Origin of the sequence: Roseixanthobacter pseudopolyaromaticivorans, assembly GCF_043195145.2 — a bacterium.
Lineage (GTDB): Bacteria > Pseudomonadota > Alphaproteobacteria > Rhizobiales > Xanthobacteraceae > NCEH01.
In genome coordinates, this window is record NZ_CM195539.1 from 4079663 (window position 1) to 4104460 (window position 24798).

Genomic DNA, 24798 nt, shown 5'->3' on the forward strand with positions numbered 1-24798 from the left:
GCTCAAGACGACAGCGCGTCCAGCCACATCTCGCGGGCGAGGGTGTCGTTCGACTTGTCGCCCTTCCCGCTCGGCGCATTCCACCATTCCGGATTGAGCTCCGCTTGGATCACGCGATGGTCCGGCTGGGTGGGATCGAATTTCTTGAGATCGTCGGGCACCAGCGCCGCCGCGGCCGGATTGACCGGACCGTTGCCGATCAGCTTGAGCAACTCCACCTGACGCTCAGGATCCTGGGCGAAGGCGATGAACCGCATCGCCATTTCCGGTCCTGCGGGATTGTTCTTGGGCACGGACCAGACGTCCACATTCATCAGGCCCTGGTTCCAGGTCCAGTCGAAGCGGCCGGAGGATTCTTTGTAAAGCGCGCCGGCGCGCGAATGCCACAGGTTGCACATCGTTACCTCGCCGTTGCGCAGCACATCCTGGCTTTGCGCACTGGTGGTCCAGGCTACGAGGTGGGATTTCAGTTCCTTCACCTTGGCCACGGCAAGGTCAAGGTCGATGGGATAAACGTCTTTTACGGAACGGCCCGCGGCCATCATGCAAGCTTCGATCTGGCCCTCTGGCGTTTTCCGCATAGCCCGCTGGCCGGGGAAACGATCCACGTCCCAGAAGTCCTTCCAGCTGTTTGGCTTGGCGCCGGGGAACTTGCTGGCGTCGAAGCACAGGACGCACGAATAGATGTAGAAGGCAACGCCAGCCCGGTAAGCCCAGCCGGGATAGACTTTATTGCGGTCCACGATGTCATAGTCGATGGGCTGAAGCAGACCTTCCCTGTCAAGCACGAGTGCCTTGCTGGCGTCGAAATCGAGCAGATCCCAGATCACCTTTCCGGACTGAACCATCGCCCGCACCTTCGCCGGAAGGGGGCCGCTGCCGTCCTGCTCCAGCTTGATGCCGGTGGCCGCCTCATAGGGTGCGCCGAAGGCCTTGGCATAAGCGGGCCGGGAGATGCCGCCCCAGTTGACGATCATGAGCTGCTGGGTGGCCGCCACAGCCGGACGGGACAGGCTCGCCATAGGCAGTGCCGCGAGAAGTCCTAGAGCTCGCATAAAGATTCTGCGGTCCATCAAGCCCCGTTTATATTGGTCCTCCACAAGCTCGAGACAGTCGGCGCCATAAGATGTCTCGCGCGCATCCTCGATTTCCGGGTAAAGGTCCTTTTCATATAAAGTCTTTGATAAAGGCATGTTCCCCTCCTGATCTGGCAGGTATGATGACGACCCGCTTGAAATGCGGACCTAAATTCTGGAAGGTCATTTTTTATTAAGGGAAAATTTCCGCTCGCATTTCACATAAGCAAAGCCACGGGCGGGCAGATGGCGGCATGAGGGCGCGCCCCGCGCAGGCGACGGGACGCCGCGGAGCGATCGATGAATATCCGGTTTGTAATCACCTTCCTCGAGATCGTTGAGACCGGCAATTTCAGCCTGGCCGCCGAACGCCTCGGCATCACGCAAACCGCGGCGACGATGCGCATCAAGGCAATGGAGGAGGAGCTCGGCCGCCGGCTCTTCAACCGGCAGAAGGGCCGGGTGGAACTGACGGCGGCAGGCATCCAATTCCTCCGCCACGCGGAAGTCATGGTCACCACATGGCGCCGGGCCCTGCAGGAAGTGGGCCTTCCCCCGGGGGTCGATTCGATTCTCTCGCTGGGTGCGGAAGAATCGCTTTGGGACACGCTGCTCCTCGACGTCCTCATCACTTTTCGCAAGACGCATCCGGAAGTGGCGGTCCGGTCCGAGGTGGCCAGCGCGCAATGGATCGGACGCGAAATCGCCGAAGGGCTGCTGGATTTCGGCGTGGTTTACACGCCCGTCGTGCGACCGAACGTCAATGTTGAGGTCCTTGGTACCCAGACGCTCATCCTGGTCTCCACCGTCCCGCGGTCGGTCATGACTTGGAGCCCCGATTACATCTACACGGACTGGGGCTCCGGCTTCCGGGAACTGCACAGTTCCACCTATCAGGACAAGATCACTCCCACCGTGACGGGTAATCTCGGGCCAAGGATGCTGCGCTACATGCTGGCTTTCGGCGGCTCCGGCTATTTCCCCTTCACTCTTGTTCGCCCTCTCATAGAGGAGGGCACCTTGCACATCGTGCGAAATGCGCCGCGCTTCGTGCGGAACATCCACTGCCTGATCCAGGCGGGCGATGGGGGCGGGCATATCCAGGAGATGCTGAGCCTGCTGCGGGCCGCCGTCGCGCGCTCGGAAGAGGCGCTCGCCCCAGAATAGGGACGCGAACGCTTTTTCCTTATGTCGATGCGCCTCCACCCGACCTCCTCTCATCCGTGCGTACTGAGAAAGCGCCGGACCGGCTCGGCGATTCGGTCGCTCGCTTCGATGAGAATCGCGTGTTTCAGTTTGTCCAGGAGCACCAGTTCCGAATGGGGCAGAGCGTCGGCAATCAGTTTGTTGAGACGCGGATTGCAGCCCCCGTCATTCTCGCCGGTCAGCACCAAGGACGGGGTTTCGACCTCGTGCAGCCAGGGTCCCATCTCCGTCTCCGCATAGATGTGAAAGACATTGAGGAAGACGTCGGGATCGGTGTCGAGCACCTGTTGCTGGCGCGCTTCCACCTTGTCGGGATTGGCTTCCTTGAACGCATCGGTGAACCAGCGGTCCACCAGCGTTCCGAGTGATTGGGGGATGCCGTTCTCCTCCATGGCCGCGACCACACCTCGGACTTTTGCGCTGTCCTCGCTGGTGCGGAAGGCGGCGGTGGACAGAAGCCCGAGGGTCTTCACCCGATCGGGATAGGCGCGGGCGTAAGCCGGACCGATCATGCCCCCGAGAGAATGGCCAATCACATGAGCCTGCTCGATGCCGAGCTTGGCACGCAGGGCTTCAAGATCGGCCACCAGTTCATCGAGGCCGAACGGACCTGGGCCCTTCGGCGAATCGCCATGCCCCCGCAAGTCATAGGCGATGCAGGTGAAATCGTTCTTCAGATGCTCGGTGAGCGCACCCCAAACGGATCGGCGCGCGCCGATCCCGTGCACCATGAAGACTGGCGGCCCCTTCCCTTCGACCACATAAACGCAATCGACAGCCTGAGTCATGTCCGGTGCCCCTAGGCCGTCGGTTTCGCGACGAGTGGCGCAGGCGCCGCGGACTTATCCGAGATGAGCGTTCCGGCTACCGCCCAATCGCTGGACTCCACTTCCTGGAACACCACATGGACGCTCTCCGGCTTGCCGCCGCAGATTTCCACGAAGCTGTTGGTTACCACTTGGGCAAAGGCGCGCTTCTGCTGGAGCGTGCGGCCGGGGAACATTTCGACACGTATCATGGGCATTGTGGGATCCTCATTGCACCGCAAGGTCGGGGGTCGCGCTGCGCACCGGGGGCGGCGCCTTTTTGGGAACGAAGTGCGGCATCACTTCTTCCGAGAAGCGCTGCATCATTTCCAGGGTCTCGGCATGGGACTGGCCGTACCCGCACGGACAATAGACCTCATCGATCCCCGCCTCGGCATAGACGGCGAGCCGATCGATCATCTCGGATGGCGGGCACACAATCAGGTTCTGGGAGAGTTCTTCCAAGGTCTGCTCGCGGGGCAGCGCCCGGATCATCCCTCGATCCACCAAGCCCGGACCGCGAATGTTGAAGAAGCGCTTGTAATATTCGCTCGCCATCTCGATCTTCTGCCGGGCGTCCGCCTCGTTGCGAGCGGCGTAAAGGCCGCGTTGCAGGGAGAGACGGGCATGACGCGCTTTCTCCCCACCCGCCGCCTTACCTCGCTTGAAGGCGTCCACCTGCTGGAGCAGCACATCGTGGCTGCCGCTGAGCGGCGTGGTCTGGATGTGATAGCCGCGCCGTGCGGAATCGAAGATGGACTCGGGGGCCATGGCCGCCACCATCAGCGGCACCTTGCCCTGGGGGCGAGGCATGATGGTGATGGGGTCAAACTTATAATAGGCGCCGTCCCAGGAGACGTCCGGCTGGCTCAGCAACGCTTCCAGCACCTGGATGGATTCAATGAACTTCTCCCGAGTCTTCCCGATGGGCGTACCGAGCCGCGAGACCTCGTAATCGAAGGCACCGCGTCCGACCCCCGCCACGAGACGTTCATCACACAGCATGTGCGCCTGCACGATCTCGCCGGCCAGAATCCGCATATCCCGGACGGGCAGGATCATGATCGAGGTGATGAGGTCGATATGCGAGGTCAGTCCTGCGATCTTCACCGCCATTTGAAGAGGCGAAGGCACCATCAGAATATTGATCAGATGATGCTCGGGGATGGCCACGCCACGGAAGCCGAGCTTCTCTGCGGCGACGGCTTGCTCCACCATGTCGGCATACACGCGTTTGCCGCCATAGGCCGCATCCGGCATGTAGCTGGAAAGAAAATACACGAACTCCATTTTTCTGGTCCTTGCAGTCTAATTGGACTCGCCGGGGGCGTCGCTGGCCTCCGGGCGCCAGGGGCCTGGGGGACCGGCGAGAGGGGCGATCCGGCCGCCGTCGCGCGTGTCCCAATAGATGCCGAAGTGCGCATCGTTCCGTTCGCGGAAGAACCGCTGCAGAACGCTGGCGCGGGAGCGGCCGGCAACGTTCCGCCACGGCGCGTCGGCCTGTGCGGCAAGGACCAGCCGTGACCCATCCGGCAGGTCGAGCCGCTCCGGGACGCTTTCACACGTGCCGCGGAACACCATCTCGGTATGCGGCGCGCCATCGTCCTGAAACACCGAATAAAGCGACGAAATCTCCGCTGAGAGGCCGAGGCGCTCCAGCATGCGGGGCAAAGCTTGGCGGTGGTCCTCGCCGTGCCGAAGTGCGGTACAGGGGAGGGCAAGGCGGGCCTCTCCAAGGCGCTGGAGAAGCAGGACGCGGCCGAGGCAGTCGATGAGCCCGGAGACCAAGAGGGCTTCGCCGCTCCGCTCCAGGGCTGTGAGGTCAGCCGTCACCGCGCTGTAGCCGCCCCGAAAATAGCCGAGCGGTTGGCCCTCGTTCATGACGAAGCCGAGAACCCGCCCGACCACGATCACGTGGTCGCCGGCTTCGATCACGCTCTCGCGTGCACACTCCATGACGCTGAGTGCGCGCTCCATCAGCGGCGGCCCGCCGGGCCGGCACCAGGTGGATGCTGCATCGAATTTCTTGCCCTCGCGTCCGGCGAAGGCGGCCGATACGTCCCTCTGTGCGTCGGAGAGGATGCTGATGCCGAAGCGCGCCGCTCGACGCAATGCATCGTAGGAACGGCCCGATTTCGCGACGCAGACCAGCACCAGCGGTGGGTCGAGAGAGACAGAGGTAAAGGAGTTCGCGGTAAAGCCTGCTGGTGTTCCCGTCTCGTCGAGCGCGGTAACAATTGTGACGCCAGTCAAGAAGGTGCCGAACAGCTTGCGCAGATCTCGTCCATCAACATCACGCGCGTCGCTCCAACACCGCTCATGCACGGTTGGAGAGGCCTGAGCACACGATGCAGAGGAAACTTGCGATCCCATCGATAGGCACTTTCCGAAAGATCTTCGGAAGAAAGGATGACGCGACCCGCTTGCATCAGGAAAGCAAAAAATTATGCCTTTTTTTGAAAGAAATTTTGATAGATGGCAGCCCGTGGAGGGGCGCGGTCAACGGTCAGCGTGGCTGATCCGCGCCTCCAGGGCCGACGATGTCTCCTTGGGGAGTTTTCTCTTCGCCGGACCGAAGATGATCCGGGAAATTTCCAGCTTCGGCCGGACCAAAGCCCGGGACTACGCAATGCTCCGGCCTCCATGTCCTGACGGCTGTCAAATCTCGAATGCCTTTCCTGCCAACGGAACGATGACTCTCGTGCTCGCTCCAGCGAGGCCGGCCATGAAATCGGATGGATCCGGCGCCAGCAGGCCGAAAGTGCCGTAGTGACAGGGGATCACCGCATCAAAATGGAAATAGCGTCGAACAGCGACCGCAGCCACCCTTCCGCTCATGGTGAAACGGTCCCCCACCGGCACGATCCCGACCTTCGGCGCGTGGAATTCATGGATCAATGCCATGTCGCCAAAGATGTCCGTGTCCCCCATATGGAAGACGGAAGGCCCGTTCTGCGGCTTCAGGATGAGACCGTTGGGATTGCCGAGGTAGAGGGAGCGGCCGCCCTCGGCCATGGCGCCGGACGAATGCACGGCCGGCATGAAGGCGACGTCAAAGCCGCCACAGGAGACGCCGCCACCGGTGTTGCCGGGATTGATGTTCGACGCACCCTGCGCGGCCAGATACTGGCATATCTCGAAATTCGCGATCACCTGGGCGCCGCTCTGCGCCGCAAGCGCCGCGGCGTCCCCGAGGTGGTCGTCATGCCCGTGGGTGACGAGAATATGCGTCACCCCTTGCGCGGCATCTTCGATGCTGCCGGGAAAGGTGGGGTTTCCAGTAAAGAACGGATCGATGAGGACAACCGCCGCTCCCGTCTCAATGCGGAAGGCTGAATGTCCGAACCAGGTCAATTTCATGGAGGGCTCCGAGGGGCTTACAGTTCGAACGGCGGGGAGCTCCGCCAAGCGGGCTCCCCGTCCGGTATCTGTCGGGGGCTAGAGGGCTTGCGGCTTGGCGCCTGCGGTCGCAACCTCAACTTCCGCCGGGGCTGGATCGGACCGTGCAGGGCCGAAGACGATGGCATCGCGCAGCGCGTCGAACTTTTCCGCCGCCTCCCGCTCCGGTGTGAGCAGCGACACCACGATGGCGGTCGCAAACGAAAGCGGCATCGCGACGATGGCCGGATTCCGCATGGGGATGAACCACCAGTGCGACTGGAGGTCGGCAAGCTTTCCCCCGAGCACGTCCACCTGGATGGTCGGCGACAGCAGGATCATGGTGAGACAGACGAGCGTTCCCACCAGGATGCTGGAGACCGCTCCGGCGGTGGAGAGTCTGCGCCAGGAGATGGACAGCACGAGGGTGGGGAAATTGGCGGCGCAGGCCACCGAGAAGGCTAGGCCGACCATGAAGGCCACGTTCTGCCCCTCGAAAAGGGACCCGAGCGCGACCGCTAGCACCGCGATGAGGATAGTGGAGATGCGGGCCACCGCCATCTTCTCCTTCTCCGGCGCGTGACCTGAGCGCACCACGTTGGTCCAGATGTCGTGGCACAGGGTGGCAACGCCGGAGAGCGTCAACCCCGCGACCACCGCGAGCATCGTGGCGAAGGCCACGGCGCAGATGAAGCCGAAGAAGGCCTCGCCGCCGAGGGTGAGCGCCAGCAATGGAGCGGCCATGTTGCCGCCGCCGCCGGCCTTGGCGACCACGGCCGGGCCCACCAACACCATGCAGCCGAACCCGATGACCAGCACGAACAGATGGAAGATGCCGATCAGGCCGGTGGCGTAGGTGATCGAGAGGCGGGCGTCCCGCACGTCCTTGACCGTATAGACGCGCATTAGCACATGGGGCATCGCGGCGGTGCCGAACATGAGCGCGAGCGCCAGCGAGATAGCCTCCCAGCCCCCGGGCACGACCTTCTCACCCGGCTGGAGCACCCTGTCGCCGAACTGCTGCGCCGCCGCCTGGAACAGGGCCCGCGGATCGAAGCTGAAGTGGCTGAGCACAAGGGCAGCCAGCACCGCCCCGCCGACCAGCAGCATGATGGCTTTGATGACCTGAACCCAGGTCGTGGCAATCATGCCTCCGAACAGGACATAAACCAGCATGGCCGCGCCGACGATCAGCACGGCCGTGGAATAGGGAATGCCGAACAGCAGCTTGATGAGCGCGCCGGTCGCGACCATCTGGGCGATCAGATAGAACAGGATAACGGTGAGCGAGCCGATGGCGGCCGCCGAGCGAACCCAGCGCTGATTGAGCCGGTACGCGACCAGATCAGCCATGGTGAATTTGCCGACGTTGCGCAGGGGTTCGACGATCAGGAACAGCATGATCGGCCATCCCACCAGCCAGCCGATCGAATAAACGAGGCCGTCGAAACCATTCGAGGTGATGATTCCCGCGATGCCCAGCAGCGCCGCCGCGCTGAGAAAATCGCCGGCGAGGGCCCAGCCATTTTGCCAGGCGGAGATCCGCCCTTCTGCGGTGAAGAAGGAGGTCGTGCTGCGGGTGCGCCGTGCGGCGACATAGGTGATCCAAAGTGTCAGCACGACGAAGCTGAGGAAGAAGGCGATCGACAGACCACTCTGAGTGCTTGGCATCGCTGCCTCCTCATCTTTTGAGAGCGCGAACCGCCGGGTCGTAGACCTTGTTGGTCCACAACACGTAGGCGGCACACAGCAGGAAGGCCGAGACAATGATGCTCGGACCGGCGATGAGCGCGACCGAGACGCCCGGCGCGACGATCATGGCCAGCAACGGCTTGTGAAAGGCGATGAGCCCCATGAAGCCGAAATAGATCAGCATCATTGCAAGGCTGAGGGAGATCGCGACGCGCCAGCGCAATCTGACCAGCCGCACCAACGGCGTGTCCGCTTTGTCCGAAACATTCATTACCGTTCCCCTTTTTGTCTTACATTTGTCTTCATATATTAGGCTTTGTCTTACTTCAAGTATGAGAATTGGGTACCCGCCTGTTTTTTCGCCCTGCCTCCAAATGGGCATATCCTATTATGAAGCCCACCAATGGCCATTTCCTCATGAAAAGACATTAAAAGTCATTCTTATTTTGTACCTAGTTTGTCTTGACGATCGATCGGTGGTTTGTCACATAAGGGCGTCCGCGAGACGCGGCCCAACCGAGGAAGGCCCACGATGATCCCGTCAAACCAGCACCTTCACATCGGTTCGATCCTGTTCGAGGGATTGGACCAGATCGATTTCACCGGTCCCTTCGAGGTCCTCGCCCGCATTCCGAACTCCACGCTCCACATCGCCGGCAAGACGCGCGCGCCAGTGAAGGACACGCGCGGGCTGACGCTCACGCCGGAAAAGACCTTCGCGGAAATGCCGAAGCTCGATGTGCTGCACGTCCCCGGCGGTCCCGGCCAAGAGGCGCTGATGGAGGATGAGGAGACGCTGGACTTCATTCGCACCCAGGCGGCCGGCGCGATGTTCGTGTTTTCGGTGTGCACCGGCGCCCTCATCTGTGGCGCGGCCGGGCTCCTCAAGGGCAAGCGGGCGACCACCCATTGGGCCGCCATCGACGTGCTTCCCTATCTCGGCGCCATTCCCCTCACAGACCGGGTGGTGATCGAGGGCAATTACATCTTCGCCGGCGGCGTCACCTCGGGAATCGACGGGGCGCTTCAGCTCGCGGCGATGCTTCGCGGCGATAAGGTTGCGCAGCAGATCCAGCTCTACATGCAGTACCACCCCGAGCCGCCATTCGACGCCGGGACGCCGGAGCGGGCGCCGAAGGAGGTTGTGGCCGCGGCACGGGAATCCGTGAAGGAGCTGACAGCGCAGCGGATCGAGACCGCACGTCGCGTTGCCCGCCGCCTCGGTGTGGCCGCTCCCGATGATGCGGGACTTGCCCGCTCGGCTTGAAAGAGCGGGCGCACGCAGGTTGAAAGAGGCTCACGCGCCTCTTTCAACCACCTCCTCGCGCAGGATCGAATCGAGCGTGCGCGCGAATTCCTCCGCCAACGGCTTCGGGATGACGCTGGTGGTAATACGGATCGCGGAAGGCGCAGCAAGTCGGAAGACGGAGCCCGTGCGCACTGTCCAGCCCGCATCGAGCAGCCGGCGCGCCACAGTCTGTTCGTCCGCCACCGGAATCCAGACATTCATGCCGTCGCAGCCGTGGGCCTTGATGCCGCGGCCTGCCAATGCGGCGATCACATCCTCGCGCCGCCGCTCATAGGCGGCCGCCGCGCTGGCAACGAGTTGCCGGTAGCCGGGCGCAGTGAGAACCGCCAGCACCGATTTCTGAAGAATCGAGCTGACCCAACGCGACGTGAAAGCGCTCAGCGACAGGCTCGCGCGGCTGAGCTCGTGACTGGAATTAACCACCGCCAGCCGAAGATCCGGCCCGATATATTTCGACACCGAGCGGATGATCGCCCAGAGCGGACGCCCCGGCTCCACCAGCGTCATGGGCGCAAAGCGCGAGAGCACGGCGAAATGGTCGTCCTCGATAATCAGCACGTCGGGATAGGCCCTCATCACCTCGCGCAGGGCGGCAAGGCGGGGCAGGCTCCAGGACCCACCCACGGGATTATGGGCGCGCGGTGTCAGGATGACGGCCTTCGCGCCTGTCTCGAGCGCGTGGCGCAGCCCCTCGGGCGTCACCCCCTCGTCGTCTACCGGCATGGCCAGCGGCACATAGCCCCCCTGGCGCATCAGGCCGAGCGTGGTCATGAAACACGGGTCCTCGACGCCCACCGCGTCGCCAACCGAGAGCAGCTTGCGCAGAATGGTCCCGATCGCATCGAAAGTGCCCGAGGCGAGCCACAGCTCGCCCATGGGCAGCTCGTCCAGCGCGAACTGCTGGCCGAGGAGGCGGAGCAGCTCCGGGTCATCGGGAGGGTCCTCATAGGATCTTTGGTGCCAGCCGACGCCGCGCAGCACGGATGTCATGTCCGGCAGGAGAGCGGGGTCGGGGTTGCCACCGGCAAGATCGCGCGGCGAGGCGGAAGGCGTTGGCGCGGCTCTGTCCGGCGCGACGCGGCTTCCCTGCCGGCCTCTGCCCTCGACGATGCCGCTATCGGACAATTGCTTGTAGGCCGCGGCAACAGTATTGCGGTTGATGCCCAGCTCTTCGGCCAGCTGGCGCACGGTCGGGAGTGACGCGCCACGCTTCAGTCGCCCCGCATCGACCGCTAAGCGGATGGACTGGGCGATCTCTGTTGCCGTTCGGCCGGTAATCAAGACCTTCTCCCCTATAGGGCAAAGCCGCGGCTCGCCGCGTTCCACGATAGATAGCGCACTGCGGCCCCACCACCTATCGACAGCGAAGCGTCCGCCGGCCGCATGGCTCCCCATAGGCCTTCCAGACATAAAAAGTCAAATTATCAATATGCAATTTTTTGTCTTTTACATCCGTTCGGGACAATGGTGTGATGCGGGCGGAGGTCGGCTCAATATGACAGATGCAATCGAAATTGCCCGCGCCTTGATGCGCATTGACACCTGCAATCCGCCCGGCAACGAGCAAGCCGCCGCAGACATCCTTGCCCCGCAGCTGGCGGCCTCCGGATTTGAGGTGGAGCAGCATCGCTTTGCCCCCGGTCGCGTCAATCTCGTGGCCGTGCGGCGCAGCGCGCGAAGGCGCCCGGCCCTCGCCTTCACCGGCCATCTCGACACGGTCCCGCTGGGAACGGCTCCCTGGCACCATGATCCCTTCGCCGGCGAGATCAGCGAGGGACGCCTCTATGGGCGGGGCGCCTCCGACATGAAGGCGGCGGTTGCGGCCTTCGCCGCGGCGGCGATCGACGCGCGCGACATCGCGGCAGACCTTGCCCTCGTGATCACCGCCGGCGAGGAGCGCGGATGCGAGGGCGCGCTGGCGCTGGCGCGGGATCGGGTCACCCTGCCCGAGATCGGCGGGTGGATCGTCGCAGAGCCCACCTCCAATGCCCTTGCCCTCGGCCACAAGGGCGCCGTCTTCTGCTTCGTGCATTTCTCAGGCGTGTCGGCCCATTCCTCCACCCCGCACCTCGGAGTGAATGCGATCTATCGCGCCTGCACAGCCGCCCTCGCCTTCCGCGACATGGAATTCGCAGGCCGCCATGAGGTGTTGGGACAAGCCACCGTGAATGTCGGCCTGATCGATGGCGGTCACGCTCCCAACGCGGTGCCGGATCGTGCCCGCTTGCATGTGGACATCAGGACTTTACCAGGAATGGACCATGCGGAGGTGCGGGCCCGTCTTGCCGCCGTCGCGGGCGATGACAGCCGCGTGGAATGCGTCCACGATCTTGCACCGGTGTGGACCGATCCGGGCGCACCGTTCGTCGCCATGTGCGCGGCGGCACGCGAAGCGGAGGGCTATGCCGCCGAACCGGCGCGCGGCGCGTCTTTCTTCACCGATGCCTCGGTGCTTGCGGGGCTCGCGCCGGCGCCCGTCGTCATCCTTGGGCCTGGCGAATCCAGCCAGGCCCATGTCACCGACGAATGGTGCGGCGTGCACGAAATCGAAGCGGCACAACGCATCTATGGGCGCCTGATCCGCATGCACGCGGCCAAAGATTGAGTACGGGGCGGCCGGCGGACGGTTTCGCTCCGCCCGCCGGCGCGCCCTCAAGCGGACATCTGCGCCGCAACCAGTTCGGCGGTGGCGCAGGATAGGGTCCAACCGAGGTGGCCGTGGCCGGTGTTGAAGAACACGTTGCGCGCCCGCCGACTTGCGCCGACCCGCGGCAGCATCCCCGGCAGCATGGGCCGCAACCCCGCCCAGACCGCAACGTCGCTGGTATCGAGCTTCGGGAAATGGCGCCGCGTCCAGCTCACGAGGGGCGCGGTGCGATCGGCCCGAACGTCGCGATTGTAGCCGTTCAGTTCCGCCGTGCCGGCGATGCGGAACCGGCTGTCGCCGAGGCGGCTGGTCACGATCTTCGCGGCATCGTCCAGCAGGGCCACACGCGGGGCATGGTGCACATCCTCCGGCTTCACCGCGACGGTGATCGAATAGCCCTTCACCGGATAAACGTTGAGCCGTTCGCCCACCAGAGCGGCCAGCCGCCGGCTACCGACACCGCCGCAGATGACCACGCGGTCGGCCGCCAGCGACCCCATGGCCTGCACATCGTCCACGCCGTGCCATTCGACCAAGCGGGAATTCCCCCCGTCGCGAATGGCGCGCACCTCGACGCCATGGACGAACCTTCCCCCCAGGCGTTCGCACGCCGCCGCAAGGCCGCGCGTAAACCGGCAGATGTCGCCGGAGGCATCGCGCGGGGTGAAGAATCCGCCGTGGAAAGCGCCTTCGAGGCTTGGCTCGATGGTCTTGATTTCCTCCGGCGTCACCGCCGCGCGCTCAAGGCCGCCGCGCTTCAGCAAGGCGTTGACCTCGGTGGCATGGGCGAAGCTCGCCTTGTCGCGATAGACGTGCATGAGACCCCGCTGTTCCAGATCGAATGCGATGCCTTCCCGCTCGGCGATCTCGAACAGATGCCGCCGCGCCTCGATGGCGAGGCGGACCGTCTCGATGGTGTTGTCCTCGTATCTGCGGATCTGGCCGACGAATTCCGCGAGCCAGGACATCTTGTGCCAGCTCGGCTTTGGATTCAGGAGCAGCGGAGCGGAGCGGGTGAAAATCCAGCGGATGCCGCGGGCGACGTTGGACCACTGGTTCCAGACCTCGGCATTGCTGGCCGAAAGCTGGCCACCGTTGGCAAAGGAGGTTTCGAGGGCGGCGTAGGGGTGCCTCTCCAGTACGGTCACCGCGTGCCCACGGCGCAGCAAGGCATAGGCGGTGGTGACGCCGGTGATGCCCGCGCCGATAACAATCACATGTCCCATGTTCAAGACTCTCTTCCGTGACGGTTACGCCCCCTCTGTCACGGAACCTGAGAGCTTCTCCGCCAAGGCGGATATCCCCTTCGGTGGACCAGGAATGATCCTGATCTCTCTCCAGAGTGCCTGATGAATCGGTCCTTTTGCCTGAGAGATTCCGGGGCGGTTGCTCCTTCGGCGGCGCCGAAGCGCCCTCTCCCGATCCATCTGAACGGCAGGCGTCAGAATAGGCATTTGCCCGCCGACTTCAAGACAAATAGTTTTTGTCCCCGAATGTCTGTTTGTGTGATCGGCCAATCGATCGAGCAGCACGCCATCTTCTTTGCCCGGGCCCCTGAGGGGCTATGCGGCCTGGTCATTTCGGCGGCTGATGGTGCGGCAAGCGCATTGCCGAGGCCTTCAATAGCATCGCGCAATTTTAGTTTCTTTAGAAATTATTATATCATATAATTTCATGAGAAAGGACCAACTCATGACCGCCCTTCAGTCCGCCGCCGCCCGCCCCGAAGCGTCCGCCGTCGTCACCAAGGCGGTTCTGCGCGCCGCGGAGCAGCTGGGCGTGACAGCCCGGATTTTGGCCACTGTCATCGGGGTCAGCGAGGCGACGGTATCGCGCATGAAGCGTGGCGAGTTCGGGCTTGAGCCCGGCACGAAGCCGTTCGAGCTGGCGGTTCTCTTCGTTCGCCTGTTCCGGTCGCTCGACGCGATTGCCGGTGGCGACGAGAAGGTCGCAGCCAGTTGGCTCGCCAATCCCAACGCCGTCCTCGACGCCCGGCCGATCGAGAAACTCCAAACCGTGAGCGGGCTCGTCGATGTCATCGCCTATCTGGACGCGCGTCGCGCTCTCGTCTGAGTTCCAACGTTTCGACGGCGCGTGCTGGCGGCTTGTCGAAGCCCAGCACCGTGTCTCGACGCTGAAGCTGACGGATACGCTCGCCGAACAGGCGTTGCTCGAAGACCTAGTCGAAGAGACGAAGCCTGCGATCCCGCCAGAGTGCCGCCACCTCGACTTCCTGCTGGCAACGCCATTCCGCTACGGCGCCACCTATCCCGACGGCTCGCGCTTCCGGCGCGCCGGACGCACGCTCGGCATCTATTACGCAGCCGAGAGCCCGGCGACCGCCGTCGCGGAGATGGCATTCTATCGGCTTCTATTCTTCGCCGAGTCGCCAGCCACACCCTGGCCGTCTGATGCGGCGGAGTACACCGCCATCTCGACCACGATCGGAACGGCGCGCCTCCTGGACCTGATGCGCGAACCGCTTTCTCAGGACGAGGACCTTTGGACCGATCTTACAGATTACAGCCACTGCCAATCCTTCGCGGACGCGGCCCGAGCGGCCGACGGCGACGTGATCCGCTACAGATCGGTGCGCGACCCGGCGCAGGGGGCGAACCTTGCGATCCTCAGGTGTCGTGCCTTCGAAAAGCCCGCACCCGTCGAGCGACAGACCTGGCGCATTCGCCTGAGCCTGTCCGGCGTCCAGGCCTTGTGCGAGTTTCCGCGCCAGGGTGTCGAGTTTCCACGTGACGCCTTTGCCGCCGATCCACGGATCGCATCCATTGACTGGGATCGACCCGATCCCTGATTGTTCGATCGCCGGGCTCTTCTCACCCCACCTTCACCGCGCCGGGCAGATGGAAGGATGCGGACCCGCTGGGGACCGGTCAAGCGGAGCGGGGCGCCTGGCTTTCGATACGCATGAAAAATTGCGTACGCGGGATAAAGATACGTTGAAACGAACCGTTATTCGCGGGATTTGCCGAGCTGAATATTTCAACCACCATGCCGATGGTCTTTGCTGAAACGCAGATTTTGGAACATATATGGCTCGGCAACTGCTCTATGCGAATATCATAAGTCATGCGTTGGACACTCAGGTTGAGCTCACGCCTTAAATTGATGCCTTCAAGGGCGGTCGTCTTTCCCTTGCGCGCCTGGTCATAGACGCGGGCATCAATGATGAATTGACTATACACTAAAAACTCGTGTCCAATGTCCACAATACGGTCAATCTGCACCATTTCACCCTCGGCCCACTGGAGATGCATGCTCCAGGAGCCGCGGTTGCTGTGCCGGTGCACGCGATCGACCTGTGGAAAGACAGGAAAGAAGTTCTCCCGCCGTTCGTCGCTGAACAGAAAGTGCCAGACCGTATCCACCGGGCGCGGCTCCCGATTGACAAAGCTACCCGCGCGCCCCTGGCGACGATCCACCACCCCATCCTGAACCAGTTCGCGATAAGCCTTTTGCACCGTGCCGAGGCTGAGCCCCGTCGCAAGGGCGAGGTCTTTTTCCGCCGGCAGGCGATCGCCAAGACTCCAGAATCCCTCGCGAATCCCGGCCAGCACGGCATCGCGGAGCTGAAGATATTTCGGCGCATGGCCCGGATGCTTTGGCGCAAAGCGGCGCCAGAAAGCGCTGCCCGCTTCCGACGCCGGAGCCTTGGTGACGGTATCTGCCTTTTCGGGTTTCGAGCGAACAGCCCGAGGCTTCATCATGGGAGATCCGAACGCAATAAGGGGTGGTGTGTTACTGACATTCCAGCTGTTGAGCAAGACGTACGGCGCGGCGCGCGCCGTACGTCACAAGCCTTCAGTCGCCGGGCAGGTCATGCACATTGCTGAAAAATACCTCCTTCCAAGAGCCGGGGAGATTCTTCAGCAAACCTGTCTTGTGCATGTACTCGGCAAACATCATGACTTTGTGCGGGGTGGGCGAGAAACTCATCATGTCGGGATTGTTGAGGATCGTAACCACTTCAGAAACGCTGAGCTTTGATGTGTCGAATTTCTTGAACGTCTCCGCAGCAGCCACCTTGTCGGCGGCGATCAGCGCCATCGCCTCTTTGAGCGCGGAGAAAGTTGCGTCGTAGAGTTTGGGATTTTCGATCCGCCACTTTTCGTTCGCATACGCCGTGATTAACGTATTCGGGCCGTTCGTCACCTCATAGGAGCTTAAGATCGTGCGCACGTTTGGATTGGCGAGCTCCATCTGAATGAAGGGCACGGTGGTGACGTGCGTCTTCGCGCCCGCGCCGCCCGAAAGCAGTGCGGCGACGCCGTCGGGATGCGACATGGTGATCGCCAGCGTGTCGAACTTGTTGCGCTGATCGAAGCCATACGCTTGGGCGGTAGCCATCTCGAGGATCAGCGCGTGCTGCGTTCCCTTGCCCGATGCCATGGCGATCCGGTCGGTGGGCTTGAAGTCCTTGATGGACTTGATCGCGGGGTCGATCGTATTGAAATAGATTGGTGAATCGCAAATCGCCATCATGCCCTTCACGGGCGCGAACTTCACCGTCTTGTCCCACAGGTTCAGCATCACAGAGGTGCCGGCCATGGCGATATCCGCATTGCCGGAGATCAGCGCGTCGGTGATGGCTGGACCGCTGGTCAGTTGAGTGTAGGTGACCTTGACGCCGGGCATCCCGAGGGCTGCAGCATGCTTTTCGATCAGCCGATTTTCGGCAGCGACGATCATGGGCAGGTAGCACAGCCCGAGGCCGCTGACGACGCGCACCTCTGCGGCCTCGGCCGGCCGGGTGAGGTGCGGGGTGAGGCCGGCGCCAAGAAGGATGGCCAATGCGGCCATCCGAGCAAGTGGTTTCATCTTGTTCCCCTGTTGCCTGGAAGGTTCCGCGCCGGTTCGGCGTCTCGTTCATTCAATCAAAGCAGGCGGTCGTTCTCCGGCCCCTTTAGCGGGATCTCCATCAGATCCTCGCCGAAAAAGATGTTGCCGCGATAGACGCGCGAGATATCGGCGACGACACGCTCGCGCAGGCCCGGCCGGTCGAACTGCTCGGTAATGTGGGTGAGCACCAGGTTCTTTACCCTGGCAGCGTGCGCTAGCTCCGCGAGCTCCATATGCCCCATGCAGCTGTGGGAGAAATCGGCACTGTAGTTTGTCCCCGAAAGGTAATGGCACATGTGCACAAGCACGTCGCAGTCCTTGGCAAGCACGTGCATGCTCTCCGCCGGGCCACTATCTCCAGAATAGACGAAGACACCTTCGGGTGTCGTCAGCCGGAACCCGAGGGTGACGAGGAAGGGCTGGAAGTGGTTCACCTGGGCCGTTTCCAGCGTCCATCCCTCGCCCTGGATAATGTCCCCCGGCGAAAGGATCGTGACCTGGGGCGCGGGCCGGGGACGCGGCAAGGTTCCACCGCGTGCCTGGAACAGGTCGAGGCTCGACCCATGGGAGGTTCGCGCCACCAGATCGGCGTTGTAGACGCCATCGGTGCCGAACAATCGCTCCGTGATCTCCGCGATTGGAGAGGGTCCGTAGACCTTCAGTTCGGGAATGCGATCGGCGCCCTGGTCCCAGCGGGTCAGCAGCAGGCGGCCATAGTCGCCGCAATGATCATAATGCAGATGGGTGAAGAAGAGGTGGGTCACCTTGGTCGCGGGGACACCAAGCTCCAGCAGGCGATGATGGGCCCCGAAGCCGTGGTCCATGACGATCACGTCGTTGCCGGTTTCAATCAGGTATCCGGAAGACATCCGTCGCAGGGAGGGCGTAGGCGTGCCTGTACCGAGAAGGCGAATACGCATGGGACTGCTCTTTTCCTTGGCTTGTGCGTGTGGGTGAAATCAGCCGGCCCGGCTCATGCCCCAGCGGCGGATGGTGCGGGCCTCGATGGTGCGGAAGATCAACCCCTCGACCAGAAGCCCGATGATGATGACGCAGGTCAGCCCCGCGAAGACCTGGTCGGTTTCCAGCTGGTTGCGCTTCTCGAACAGGAACCAGCCGAGCCCGCCGGTGCGCGACGAAACGCCGAACACCAGCTCCGCCGCGATCAGGGTCCGCCACGCGAAAGCCCAGCCGATCTTGAGCCCGGAGAGAATGGAGGGAAAAGCGGCAGGGATCAGGATCAAGGCCACGTAGCGCACGCCACGCAGACCATAGTTCTGGCCGGCCAGTCTCTGGGTTTCAGACACGCCCAGGAATCCCGTCAGCGTATTGAGAGCCACCGCCCAGAGCACCGAGTGCACGATGACGAAGACAAGGCTGGGCACACCGAGCCCGAACCACAGCAGCGCCAGCGGCAGAAGGGCGATCGCCGGCAGCGGGTTGAACATGGCGGTGAGGGTCGCCAGAAGATCGGCACCGAGCCGCGAGGAGACGGCGAAGGTGGTCAACATGGCCGCAAGAGCGATGCCGATCGCGTAGCCGGTCATCAGCACCTGAAGCGTTGCGCCGATCCGCTGGAGCAGTACGCCGTGGACGAGGCCGTCCCACAATGCCCGCATCGTGTCGGTCAGGGTCGGAAACATCAACGGGTTGGAGAGCCAGATGGCATAAAGCTGCCAGGCCACCATGAGCGCGACGACGATGGCCCCGCGGCGGACACCCTCCATGTTGGTGAGGTGTTCCCAGAGCGAAAGCGGGCGCTCGATCGCGCCGGCGTCACGCGCGCGCGGCGCCGTGCGCACGAATTCCGGACGGATCGGGGGAGATAGCCGGGCGGCCGGCACAGGGGACAGTTCAGCCATTGTGACCCTCGGCGAAAAGCATGGTGTTGATCTTCTGGGCTAGGGCCACGAAATCGCTCCCGCCGAGATGGGTGTGATCGAACTGGTGGGAGTTCAGCTCCGCCTTGACCTCGCCGGGGTGCGGCGTGAGCACGAGGATGCGTGAGCCGACCACGATCGCCTCCTCGATGGAGTGGGTGACGAACAGCACGGTGAAGCGGATGTCGTCCCACAGCTGCAGCAGTTCGTCCTGCATCTGGCGGCGCGTGAGGGCGTCGAGGGCGGCAAAGGGCTCATCCATCAGGAGAATGGCGGGCTCCATGGCCATGGCGCGGGCGATGGCGACGCGCTGCTTCATGCCGCCGGAGAGCATGTGCGGATAAGCATCCGCGAACTTGCTGAGCTTGACTTTCGCGATGCTGGCCAAGGCCCGCTCGCGCGCTGCGGCGCGGGGAAAGCGGCGGCTCACCAGGATCGGGAACATCACGTTTTCCAGAACGGTCTTCCACGGCATCAGCTGGTCGAAGTCCTGGAACACCATCATGCGGTCTGGACCGGCGCCGGTAATCATCTCGCCGTTCAGCCGCATGAAGCCCGCTACCGGCTCAAGGAACCCGGCGACACCTTTCAGCAGGCTTGATTTGCCACAGCCGGAAGGCCCCAGCAGCACGAAACGGTCTGCTGGATAAACTTCAAAACTGACATCGCGGGTCGCCGTAACGAGCAAATCGCGCGTCTTGTACTGGAGCGTCACTCCGGACACCTCCAGCAACGGGTTGGGTTTGGGGGACGAATACACTTGCTCTTCGGGATGCTTGGCAACCGCGTTCATCTACCGCCTCAATTGTTCCGGCTCTGGCTTCGCCTTCACGACGCCCGTGGAGGCAGTCGCGCGGCTGAATGTTTGGTTTTTAATATGTAGCGCAAATATGAACGCTACATAGTTTAAGTGTCAAGCGGGATATCGAGACCTGTCCGAGCCGGCCATCCCGACGGCACGGATGCGCGAGCGACCGTTTTGCCCTTCAGCGAATGCCGCGCGTCGCCATTACTCTTGCGGAACCAACCGTCCGGCGACACGGTTGGATGAGCGACGACGATCCCGAGGACATCGCCGATGCTCCGTGTAAGCCTGATATTTTCGTCGCTGGGCGACCAGCCGTGACGGCACATCGCGGCGTACCGCGCATCGGCGTCTCGGGTTGGACCTATGCGCCCTGGCGCGGCAATTTCTATCCAGAGGGTCTCACGCGGAAACGCGAACTGACCTTTGCGGCCCACCAATTTCCCGCGCTAGAGATCAACGGAACCTTCTATGGCCTGCAGCGGCCGGACGTGTTCGCCCGCTGGGCCGACGAGACGCCGGAGGGATTTCTGTTCGCGGTCAAGGGTTCGCGGTTCATCACCCACACCAAGCGGCTGCGCCAGATCGAAACGCCGCTGGCCAATTTCCTCGCCTCGGGATTGCTGCGGCTCGGCCCGAAACTTGGTCCGCTGCTATGGCAATTTCCGCCGAGCTTCCGCTTTGATCCCGGACTGATCCGCGATTTCCTCACTCTCCTGCCGATGGATACACACGCCGCTGCCCGCCTCGCCGGACGACACGATTTCCGGCTCGATGGACGCGACGCTACGGAAACCGACGCCCAGCGCCCGCTGCGCCACGCCATGGAGATTCGCCATGAGAGTTTTCGCGATTCAGCTTTCATCGATCTGCTGCGCGAGCACGGCGTCGCGCTGGTCTGCGCCGACACTGTGGAGTGGCCGCGGCTGATGGATCTGACCGCGGACTTCGCCTATTGCCGCCTGCACGGGTCGAGCGAACTGTATCGCTCGCGCTATGAGCCGGCAGCGCTGGATCTGTGGGCGAAGCGCGTGAAGGCCTGGACCGAGGGGCGGGCGATGACCGATGGCGACTTCGCTGGCGCGCCCGAGAGCCACCCGAAACCGCGCGACGTATTCGTGTTTTTCGACAATACGGACAAGCTTCACGCGCCCGAAGACGCAGCCCAGCTGATGAAACGGCTCCATATCCATTGGCGCCCCGAAGCGAGGGCGGCATGACCGCTCGCGACGCGCAACATGGCCCGGTGGAGCCCGCCGGCTTCGCCACGCTGGACGCCCTCAATGCGGCATTGGCGGCGGAGCCGCCGCTCGTGCCGGGCGGTACCCATTCGGTGCCGGGCGACGGGCCGGTGGGAGCTGCCATCGCATTTGTGGGCGAGCAGCCGGGCGACGAGGAAGACCTCCAGGGTCGTCCCTTTGTCGGCCCCGCCGGCCGGCTGCTGGACCGGGCGATGGCGGAAGCCGGTATTTCCCGCGAATGCGTCTACGTTACGAATGCCGTGAAGCAGTTCAAGTTTATCCAACGCGGCAAGCGGCGTATCCATCAGACGCCGACGGCAGGCGAGGTGTCGCATGCGCGTTGGTGGCTCAATCAGGAACTGGATCTCGTCCATCCGCGGGTAGTGGTCGCGCTCGGGGCGACGGCGGGGCTGGCTTTGGCCGGTCGGAAAGTCGCGGTCACGCGAGAACGCGGTCCTCTCCTCTTCGATAACCGGCGCGGCTATCTGACGGTTCATCCGTCCTATTTGTTGCGCCTGCAGGACGAGCCGGCCAGGCAAGCGGCCTACGCAGCCTTCGTGGCCGATCTCAACGCCGTCCGGGAGATGGCGGCCTAGCCCTTGATCTCGCCCATACCCGCAGGGAGATTACGGGCAGCGCGTCTCACCGGCTTTTCGCGGCCACGGTGGGCAGAAACATCGATCGCTTGTCGCGCACCACCTCTGAGATGAATTTCATGATGACCTTGATGCGGGGGACATTGTGCATGTCGGAATGGCACAAGATCCAATAGGTCCGCATGATCCGCACCGTATCCGGCAGAACGCGCCGCAGACTTGATTCTCGGTCGGCCATGAAGCAGGGCAATATGCAGAGCCCGGCCCCGCCGAGGGTGGCTGACATCTGTGTAATCACGTTCGATATCTTCACCGAGGGGTCGATGCCCGGAAAAGTCGAGGAGAAGTAATCCAGCTCCGGAGCGAAGAGCAGGTCGTCGATATAGCCGACGAACCGATGATGGATCAGATCGGCCCGGTCCTTCGGCGCGCCGTGGGCCTCGATATAAGTGGAGCATCCATAGAGGCCGAGTTCGTAGTCCGTGAGCTTCTGGGCATGCAGGCGGCCGCTCGGCGGACGGGACAACGCAATGGCCACATCCGCCTCCCGCCGCGACAGGCTGAACGCGCGCGGCATCGCCACGAGTTCGATCATGAGGCCCGGGTAGCTCCGCGATAATTCGCCGATGCGCCCGCCCAGGCAATAGGTACCGAAGGCCTCGGGCGCCCCGACCCGCACCACGCCGGTCAGCGCGATGCGCGGGTCGGCATGGTTGGAGAGGATGCCCACGGCAGTGGCTTCAATGGCTTCCGCACGTACAACCAGCGCTTCCCCATCGGCCGTGAGGCTGTAGCCGGTGGGGCGCCGGTCGAACAGCTTCATCGCCAGCGCCGCCTCCAGCCGCGTGATGCGGCGGCTGAGGGTCGTGTGCTCGATCGACATGGAACGCGCCGCTTCCGTCAGCCGCCCGGTGCGGGCGATCGCCAGAAAAGCTTGCAGATCGTCCCAGTTGAAGGTGGAGGCCATGTGTCAATCCCATCGCACCGGTTGTGCGAAATTTAACATAGATCACCCGCCCGCCTTGTTCCTTAATCCACACGCGCTCATCCCATCGATTTTTCCCGATGCAATCGGATTGATGGAGGCGGGGGCAAAAGTTCGGCGTCAGACCGATCGTCATGTTGGGAGGTTAAGCCAATGGTACGGCGTAATTTTTTACGCATCGGCATGGTGTTGCCCATGCTCTGGGTCACGGGCGCATGGAGCGCTGAAAAGACTGTCTCCATTGGGGTGATCAACGACCAGTCCGGGATTTATTCAGATATGGGCGGCCCCGGTTCCGTGGTCGCCGCGCAGCTCGCGATCAAGGATTCAGGCCTTGAAGCCAAAGGCTGGACGGTGAAGCTGGTCAATGCCGACCACCAGAACAAGGCCGATATCGCCTCGTCCATCGTGCGCAAATGGTTCGATACCGATGGCGTCGATGTGGTCGCGGACGTGACAAATTCCGCCGCCGCGCTCGCCGTCAACCAGATCGTCAAGGACAAGAACAAGGTCATGCTGGCATCGGGCCCGGCCGTGTCCGATCTCACAGGGTCGGCCTGCACGCCCAATACGGTCCATTGGACGCACGATACCTGGGCATTCGCCAATGGCATCGGCAAGGCCGTCGTGGATACGGGGGGCAAGACCTGGTTCTTCCTCACCTCGGATTTCGCCTTCGGCTACGCCCTTGAGCGCGACACCGAAAAGATGGTCCTGGCGAACGGCGGCAAGGTCCTCGGCAAGGTGCGCCATCCCAACGGGACGGCGGATTTCTCCTCTTACCTGCTCCAAGCGCAGGCCTCGAATGCGGACGTCATCGCGCTGGCGAATTCCGGCGACGACACGGTCAACAGCATCAAGCAAGCGGCCGAATTCGGCATCACCGGCTCGCGTCAGAGGCTGGCGGGGCTTCTGATCTACGTAACAGACGTCCATTCGCTGGGGCTGAAGCTGGCGCAGGGCCTCGTGCTCGTCTCGCCATTCTATTGGGACATGAACGACGGCACGCGGGCGTTCTCGGAGCGGTTTGCAGCTTTGCGAAAGGGCGCAAAGCCTTCGATGGTCCAGGCCGGCGTCTACGCCTCGGTCCTGCATTATCTGAAGGCGGTGGATGCGCTGGGCAGCGCCGAGGACGGCGCCAAGGTGGTCGCCAAGATGAAGGAAATGCCCACCGACGATCCTTTGTTCGGCAAGGGCTATATTCGCGCAGACGGCCGCAAGATGCACCCGATGTATCTGTTCGAGGTCAAGAAGCCGTCCGAGTCCAAGTATCCGTGGGACTACTACACCTACAAGGCCGAAATCCCCGCCGAGGTGGCGTTCCGTCCGTTGAGTGCCGGCGGCTGTCCGCTCGTCACGAAGGCCGCAAACTGATCCGGCCCGCACTTTCTTCTCACACAAGGCAGGTTATCGATGGCGAAGGTTGGCTTTCTCGGGTTGGGGCGCATGGGTTTTCCCATGGCCCGCAACCTCGCGGCCGCGGGGCATGACGTTCACGTCTACGACCCCAGCGAAGAAGTTGGCCGCAAGGCTGCGGAGGCCGGCTTGAAGACGGCTTCGCGCGTCGACGCGGCGGTGGAAGGGGCGGATTTCGTGATCTCCATGGTGCCGACGGGGCGCCATGTGCTCGAAATCTTCCTGGGCGATGACGGCGTGCTCGCGAAGATGGCCAAGGGCAGCATGGCCATCGATTCTTCCACCATCGATACGGCGGATGCGCGCCGTCTTCATGCGGCGGGGCGCGAACGCGGCATCGCAGTGCTTGACGCCCCGGTGTCCGGCGGGGTCATGGGTGCGGAAGCGGGCACGCTGACCTTCATGGTCGGCGGCAGCGCGGAGGATCTGGAACGGGCCCGTCCCGTGCTCGAGGCCATGGGGCGCCGCATCTTCCATGCCGGCGAGCCGGGGGTCGGACAGGCCGCCAAGCTCTGCAACAATTTGCTCGCGGGCATTTCCATGATCGCCGTGTCCGAGGCGTTCGCGCTGGCGCGGCACCTCGGGCTCGATGCGCGCAAGATGCAGGAAATCTCGGCGGTCTCGACCGGCGGGTGCTTCTCGTTGACCAATTACCCGCCGGTGCCCGGCCTTGTCCCGAACGTGCCTTCCAGCCGGGAATATCGCAACGGCTTCGCCTCCCAGCTGATGCTGAAGGACCTCAAGCTGGCCCAGCAGGCCGCGATCCAGTCCGGCACGGCTCTGCCCTTGGGCGGCCTCGCTGCGGCGCTGTACGGGGTGTTCTGCCAGGCGGGCCATAGCGAGCTCGATTACTCCGCCATCATCAAGCTGATCGAGGGCGATAATGTGCGGACGTCAGACGCGTGAG

The 24798-nt window shown here is 63.1% G+C and carries 25 protein-coding genes and 1 riboswitch; of the genes, 9 read left to right on the forward strand and 16 right to left on the reverse strand.

Translation table 11 applies throughout. The features are described 5' to 3' along the window. Nucleotides 1–2: 2 nt before the first annotated feature. Complete coding sequence (locus V5F68_RS19125; protein ID WP_394016211.1) at nucleotides 3–1022, reverse strand: polyamine ABC transporter substrate-binding protein; 1020 nt, start codon at nucleotides 1020–1022, stop codon at nucleotides 3–5. Between the two features lie 354 nt (nucleotides 1023–1376). On the opposite strand from V5F68_RS19125, the gene V5F68_RS19130 reads away from it, so the two are divergent. Next, nucleotides 1377–2243 carry a LysR family transcriptional regulator gene (locus V5F68_RS19130; protein WP_394016210.1) on the forward strand — a complete coding sequence of 289 codons (867 nt, stop codon included), beginning with the start codon at nucleotides 1377–1379 and terminating at the stop codon, nucleotides 2241–2243. A 50-nt stretch (nucleotides 2244–2293) separates the two neighbouring features. On the opposite strand, the gene V5F68_RS19135 is transcribed toward V5F68_RS19130, so the two are convergent. The 7 genes from V5F68_RS19135 to V5F68_RS19165 all read right to left on the reverse strand — a co-directional run bounded on the left by V5F68_RS19135 (nucleotide 2294) and on the right by V5F68_RS19165 (nucleotide 8429). Beyond that, on the reverse strand, nucleotides 2294–3070 hold the full coding sequence (locus V5F68_RS19135; RefSeq protein ID WP_394016209.1) for an alpha/beta fold hydrolase: 777 nt from the start codon (nucleotides 3068–3070) through the stop codon (nucleotides 2294–2296). Nucleotides 3071–3081: 11 nt separating this feature from the next. After that, on the reverse strand, nucleotides 3082–3306 hold the full coding sequence (locus tag V5F68_RS19140; RefSeq protein WP_394016208.1) for a tautomerase family protein: 225 nt from the start codon (nucleotides 3304–3306) through the stop codon (nucleotides 3082–3084). A 10-nt stretch (nucleotides 3307–3316) separates the two neighbouring features. Further along, the gene (locus tag V5F68_RS19145) at nucleotides 3317–4378 is read right to left on the reverse strand and encodes an LLM class flavin-dependent oxidoreductase (RefSeq protein ID WP_394016207.1); all 1062 of its coding nucleotides are present in this window, start codon (nucleotides 4376–4378) and stop codon (nucleotides 3317–3319) included. A gap of 18 nt (nucleotides 4379–4396) precedes the next feature. After that, nucleotides 4397–5341 carry a flavin reductase gene (locus V5F68_RS19150; protein ID WP_394016206.1) on the reverse strand — a complete coding sequence of 315 codons (945 nt, stop codon included), beginning with the start codon at nucleotides 5339–5341 and terminating at the stop codon, nucleotides 4397–4399. A gap of 405 nt (nucleotides 5342–5746) precedes the next feature. Beyond that, nucleotides 5747–6448 carry a metal-dependent hydrolase gene (locus tag V5F68_RS19155; protein WP_394016205.1) on the reverse strand — a complete coding sequence of 234 codons (702 nt, stop codon included), beginning with the start codon at nucleotides 6446–6448 and terminating at the stop codon, nucleotides 5747–5749. A gap of 78 nt (nucleotides 6449–6526) precedes the next feature. Continuing rightward, nucleotides 6527–8137 (reverse strand): solute symporter family protein, encoded by a 1611-nt coding sequence (locus V5F68_RS19160; RefSeq protein ID WP_394016204.1) that lies wholly within the window; start codon nucleotides 8135–8137, stop codon nucleotides 6527–6529. A gap of 10 nt (nucleotides 8138–8147) precedes the next feature. Beyond that, nucleotides 8148–8429 carry a DUF485 domain-containing protein gene (locus V5F68_RS19165; RefSeq protein WP_394016203.1) on the reverse strand — a complete coding sequence of 94 codons (282 nt, stop codon included), beginning with the start codon at nucleotides 8427–8429 and terminating at the stop codon, nucleotides 8148–8150. A gap of 261 nt (nucleotides 8430–8690) precedes the next feature. On the opposite strand from V5F68_RS19165, the gene V5F68_RS19170 reads away from it, so the two are divergent. Beyond that, nucleotides 8691–9425 (forward strand): DJ-1/PfpI family protein, encoded by a 735-nt coding sequence (locus V5F68_RS19170; protein WP_394016202.1) that lies wholly within the window; start codon nucleotides 8691–8693, stop codon nucleotides 9423–9425. Nucleotides 9426–9455: 30 nt separating this feature from the next. Here the strand turns inward: V5F68_RS19170 and V5F68_RS19175 are convergent, their stop codons facing one another. Continuing rightward, a complete protein-coding gene (locus V5F68_RS19175; RefSeq protein ID WP_394016201.1) occupies nucleotides 9456–10748 on the reverse strand; it encodes an aminotransferase class I/II-fold pyridoxal phosphate-dependent enzyme in 1293 nt (430 codons plus the stop codon). 214 nt (nucleotides 10749–10962) lie between these two features. Between V5F68_RS19175 and V5F68_RS19180 the strand changes: the two genes are divergently transcribed. Then, nucleotides 10963–12072 (forward strand): M20 family metallopeptidase, encoded by a 1110-nt coding sequence (locus V5F68_RS19180; RefSeq protein ID WP_394016200.1) that lies wholly within the window; start codon nucleotides 10963–10965, stop codon nucleotides 12070–12072. 47 nt (nucleotides 12073–12119) lie between these two features. Here V5F68_RS19180 and V5F68_RS19185 read toward each other — a convergent pair whose 3' ends face one another. Then, nucleotides 12120–13340 carry a D-amino acid dehydrogenase gene (locus tag V5F68_RS19185; RefSeq protein ID WP_394016199.1) on the reverse strand — a complete coding sequence of 407 codons (1221 nt, stop codon included), beginning with the start codon at nucleotides 13338–13340 and terminating at the stop codon, nucleotides 12120–12122. A 119-nt stretch (nucleotides 13341–13459) separates the two neighbouring features. After that, nucleotides 13460–13545, reverse strand: a riboswitch (glycine riboswitch). A 261-nt stretch (nucleotides 13546–13806) separates the two neighbouring features. Here V5F68_RS19185 and V5F68_RS19190 point away from each other — a divergent pair. Further along, entirely contained in the window at nucleotides 13807–14187 is a 381-nt protein-coding gene (locus V5F68_RS19190) for an antitoxin Xre-like helix-turn-helix domain-containing protein (protein ID WP_394016198.1), read from the forward strand. Next, nucleotides 14147–14923: an RES family NAD+ phosphorylase gene (locus V5F68_RS19195; protein ID WP_394016197.1), complete on the forward strand. Its 777-nt coding sequence runs from the start codon at nucleotides 14147–14149 to the stop codon at nucleotides 14921–14923. The genes V5F68_RS19190 and V5F68_RS19195 overlap by 41 nt, the downstream gene beginning before the upstream one ends. A gap of 79 nt (nucleotides 14924–15002) precedes the next feature. Here V5F68_RS19195 and V5F68_RS19200 read toward each other — a convergent pair whose 3' ends face one another. The 5 genes from V5F68_RS19200 to V5F68_RS19220 all read right to left on the reverse strand — a co-directional run bounded on the left by V5F68_RS19200 (nucleotide 15003) and on the right by V5F68_RS19220 (nucleotide 19641). After that, nucleotides 15003–15836, reverse strand: a complete 834-nt coding sequence (locus V5F68_RS19200; protein WP_394016196.1) for a GntR family transcriptional regulator — start codon at nucleotides 15834–15836, stop codon at nucleotides 15003–15005. Nucleotides 15837–15930: 94 nt separating this feature from the next. Next, the gene (locus V5F68_RS19205; protein WP_394016195.1) at nucleotides 15931–16947 is read right to left on the reverse strand and encodes an ABC transporter substrate-binding protein; all 1017 of its coding nucleotides are present in this window, start codon (nucleotides 16945–16947) and stop codon (nucleotides 15931–15933) included. A gap of 56 nt (nucleotides 16948–17003) precedes the next feature. Continuing rightward, nucleotides 17004–17888: an MBL fold metallo-hydrolase gene (locus V5F68_RS19210; RefSeq protein WP_394016194.1), complete on the reverse strand. Its 885-nt coding sequence runs from the start codon at nucleotides 17886–17888 to the stop codon at nucleotides 17004–17006. A gap of 39 nt (nucleotides 17889–17927) precedes the next feature. Beyond that, nucleotides 17928–18830 carry an ABC transporter permease gene (locus V5F68_RS19215; RefSeq protein WP_394016193.1) on the reverse strand — a complete coding sequence of 301 codons (903 nt, stop codon included), beginning with the start codon at nucleotides 18828–18830 and terminating at the stop codon, nucleotides 17928–17930. After that, complete coding sequence (locus V5F68_RS19220) at nucleotides 18823–19641, reverse strand: ABC transporter ATP-binding protein (RefSeq protein ID WP_394016192.1); 819 nt, start codon at nucleotides 19639–19641, stop codon at nucleotides 18823–18825. Before V5F68_RS19220 ends, V5F68_RS19215 begins: the two co-directional genes overlap by 8 nt. Nucleotides 19642–19895: 254 nt before the next feature. Here V5F68_RS19220 and V5F68_RS19225 point away from each other — a divergent pair, with 254 nt between their 5' ends. Both V5F68_RS19225 and V5F68_RS19230 read left to right on the forward strand, forming a co-directional pair. Next, entirely contained in the window at nucleotides 19896–20873 is a 978-nt protein-coding gene (locus tag V5F68_RS19225) for a DUF72 domain-containing protein (RefSeq protein WP_394016191.1), read from the forward strand. Continuing rightward, nucleotides 20870–21490 carry a UdgX family uracil-DNA binding protein gene (locus V5F68_RS19230; RefSeq protein ID WP_394016190.1) on the forward strand — a complete coding sequence of 207 codons (621 nt, stop codon included), beginning with the start codon at nucleotides 20870–20872 and terminating at the stop codon, nucleotides 21488–21490. Before V5F68_RS19225 ends, V5F68_RS19230 begins: the two co-directional genes overlap by 4 nt. 46 nt (nucleotides 21491–21536) lie before the next feature. On the opposite strand, the gene V5F68_RS19235 is transcribed toward V5F68_RS19230, so the two are convergent. Next, on the reverse strand, nucleotides 21537–22457 hold the full coding sequence (locus tag V5F68_RS19235; protein ID WP_394016189.1) for a LysR family transcriptional regulator: 921 nt from the start codon (nucleotides 22455–22457) through the stop codon (nucleotides 21537–21539). Between the two features lie 171 nt (nucleotides 22458–22628). Here V5F68_RS19235 and V5F68_RS19240 point away from each other — a divergent pair, with 171 nt between their 5' ends. Further along, the gene (locus V5F68_RS19240; RefSeq protein WP_394016188.1) at nucleotides 22629–23849 is read left to right on the forward strand and encodes an ABC transporter substrate-binding protein; all 1221 of its coding nucleotides are present in this window, start codon (nucleotides 22629–22631) and stop codon (nucleotides 23847–23849) included. A 39-nt stretch (nucleotides 23850–23888) separates the two neighbouring features. Next, nucleotides 23889–24797, forward strand: coding sequence for a 3-hydroxyisobutyrate dehydrogenase (gene mmsB, locus V5F68_RS19245; RefSeq protein ID WP_394016187.1), 909 nt, complete (start codon nucleotides 23889–23891; stop codon nucleotides 24795–24797). Nucleotide 24798: the final 1 nt, after the last annotated feature.

Excerpts from the sequence above, each read along its gene's own strand:
- V5F68_RS19195 (WP_394016197.1), top strand. The coding sequence starts at position 14,147 with ATGTCATCGCCTATCTGGACGCGCGTCGCGCTCTCGTCTGAGTTCCAA.
- V5F68_RS19145 (WP_394016207.1), bottom strand. The coding sequence starts at position 4,378 with ATGGAGTTCGTGTATTTTCTTTCCAGCTACATGCCGGATGCGGCCTAT.
- V5F68_RS19240 (WP_394016188.1), top strand. The coding sequence starts at position 22,629 with ATGGTACGGCGTAATTTTTTACGCATCGGCATGGTGTTGCCCATGCTC.
- V5F68_RS19210 (WP_394016194.1), bottom strand. The coding sequence starts at position 17,888 with ATGCGTATTCGCCTTCTCGGTACAGGCACGCCTACGCCCTCCCTGCGA.
- V5F68_RS19230 (WP_394016190.1), top strand. The coding sequence starts at position 20,870 with ATGACCGCTCGCGACGCGCAACATGGCCCGGTGGAGCCCGCCGGCTTC.
- V5F68_RS19215 (WP_394016193.1), bottom strand. The coding sequence starts at position 18,830 with ATGGCTGAACTGTCCCCTGTGCCGGCCGCCCGGCTATCTCCCCCGATC.
- V5F68_RS19235 (WP_394016189.1), bottom strand. The coding sequence starts at position 22,457 with ATGGCCTCCACCTTCAACTGGGACGATCTGCAAGCTTTTCTGGCGATC.
- V5F68_RS19125 (WP_394016211.1), bottom strand. The coding sequence starts at position 1,022 with ATGGCGAGCCTGTCCCGTCCGGCTGTGGCGGCCACCCAGCAGCTCATG.
- V5F68_RS19220 (WP_394016192.1), bottom strand. The coding sequence starts at position 19,641 with ATGAACGCGGTTGCCAAGCATCCCGAAGAGCAAGTGTATTCGTCCCCC.
- V5F68_RS19130 (WP_394016210.1), top strand. The coding sequence starts at position 1,377 with ATGAATATCCGGTTTGTAATCACCTTCCTCGAGATCGTTGAGACCGGC.
- mmsB (WP_394016187.1), top strand. The coding sequence starts at position 23,889 with ATGGCGAAGGTTGGCTTTCTCGGGTTGGGGCGCATGGGTTTTCCCATG.
- V5F68_RS19160 (WP_394016204.1), bottom strand. The coding sequence starts at position 8,137 with ATGCCAAGCACTCAGAGTGGTCTGTCGATCGCCTTCTTCCTCAGCTTC.
- V5F68_RS19140 (WP_394016208.1), bottom strand. The coding sequence starts at position 3,306 with ATGCCCATGATACGTGTCGAAATGTTCCCCGGCCGCACGCTCCAGCAG.
- V5F68_RS19185 (WP_394016199.1), bottom strand. The coding sequence starts at position 13,340 with ATGGGACATGTGATTGTTATCGGCGCGGGCATCACCGGCGTCACCACC.
- V5F68_RS19180 (WP_394016200.1), top strand. The coding sequence starts at position 10,963 with ATGACAGATGCAATCGAAATTGCCCGCGCCTTGATGCGCATTGACACC.
- V5F68_RS19205 (WP_394016195.1), bottom strand. The coding sequence starts at position 16,947 with ATGAAACCACTTGCTCGGATGGCCGCATTGGCCATCCTTCTTGGCGCC.
- V5F68_RS19165 (WP_394016203.1), bottom strand. The coding sequence starts at position 8,429 with ATGAATGTTTCGGACAAAGCGGACACGCCGTTGGTGCGGCTGGTCAGA.
- V5F68_RS19200 (WP_394016196.1), bottom strand. The coding sequence starts at position 15,836 with ATGATGAAGCCTCGGGCTGTTCGCTCGAAACCCGAAAAGGCAGATACC.
- V5F68_RS19190 (WP_394016198.1), top strand. The coding sequence starts at position 13,807 with ATGACCGCCCTTCAGTCCGCCGCCGCCCGCCCCGAAGCGTCCGCCGTC.
- V5F68_RS19225 (WP_394016191.1), top strand. The coding sequence starts at position 19,896 with ATGAGCGACGACGATCCCGAGGACATCGCCGATGCTCCGTGTAAGCCT.
- V5F68_RS19155 (WP_394016205.1), bottom strand. The coding sequence starts at position 6,448 with ATGAAATTGACCTGGTTCGGACATTCAGCCTTCCGCATTGAGACGGGA.
- V5F68_RS19135 (WP_394016209.1), bottom strand. The coding sequence starts at position 3,070 with ATGACTCAGGCTGTCGATTGCGTTTATGTGGTCGAAGGGAAGGGGCCG.
- V5F68_RS19170 (WP_394016202.1), top strand. The coding sequence starts at position 8,691 with ATGATCCCGTCAAACCAGCACCTTCACATCGGTTCGATCCTGTTCGAG.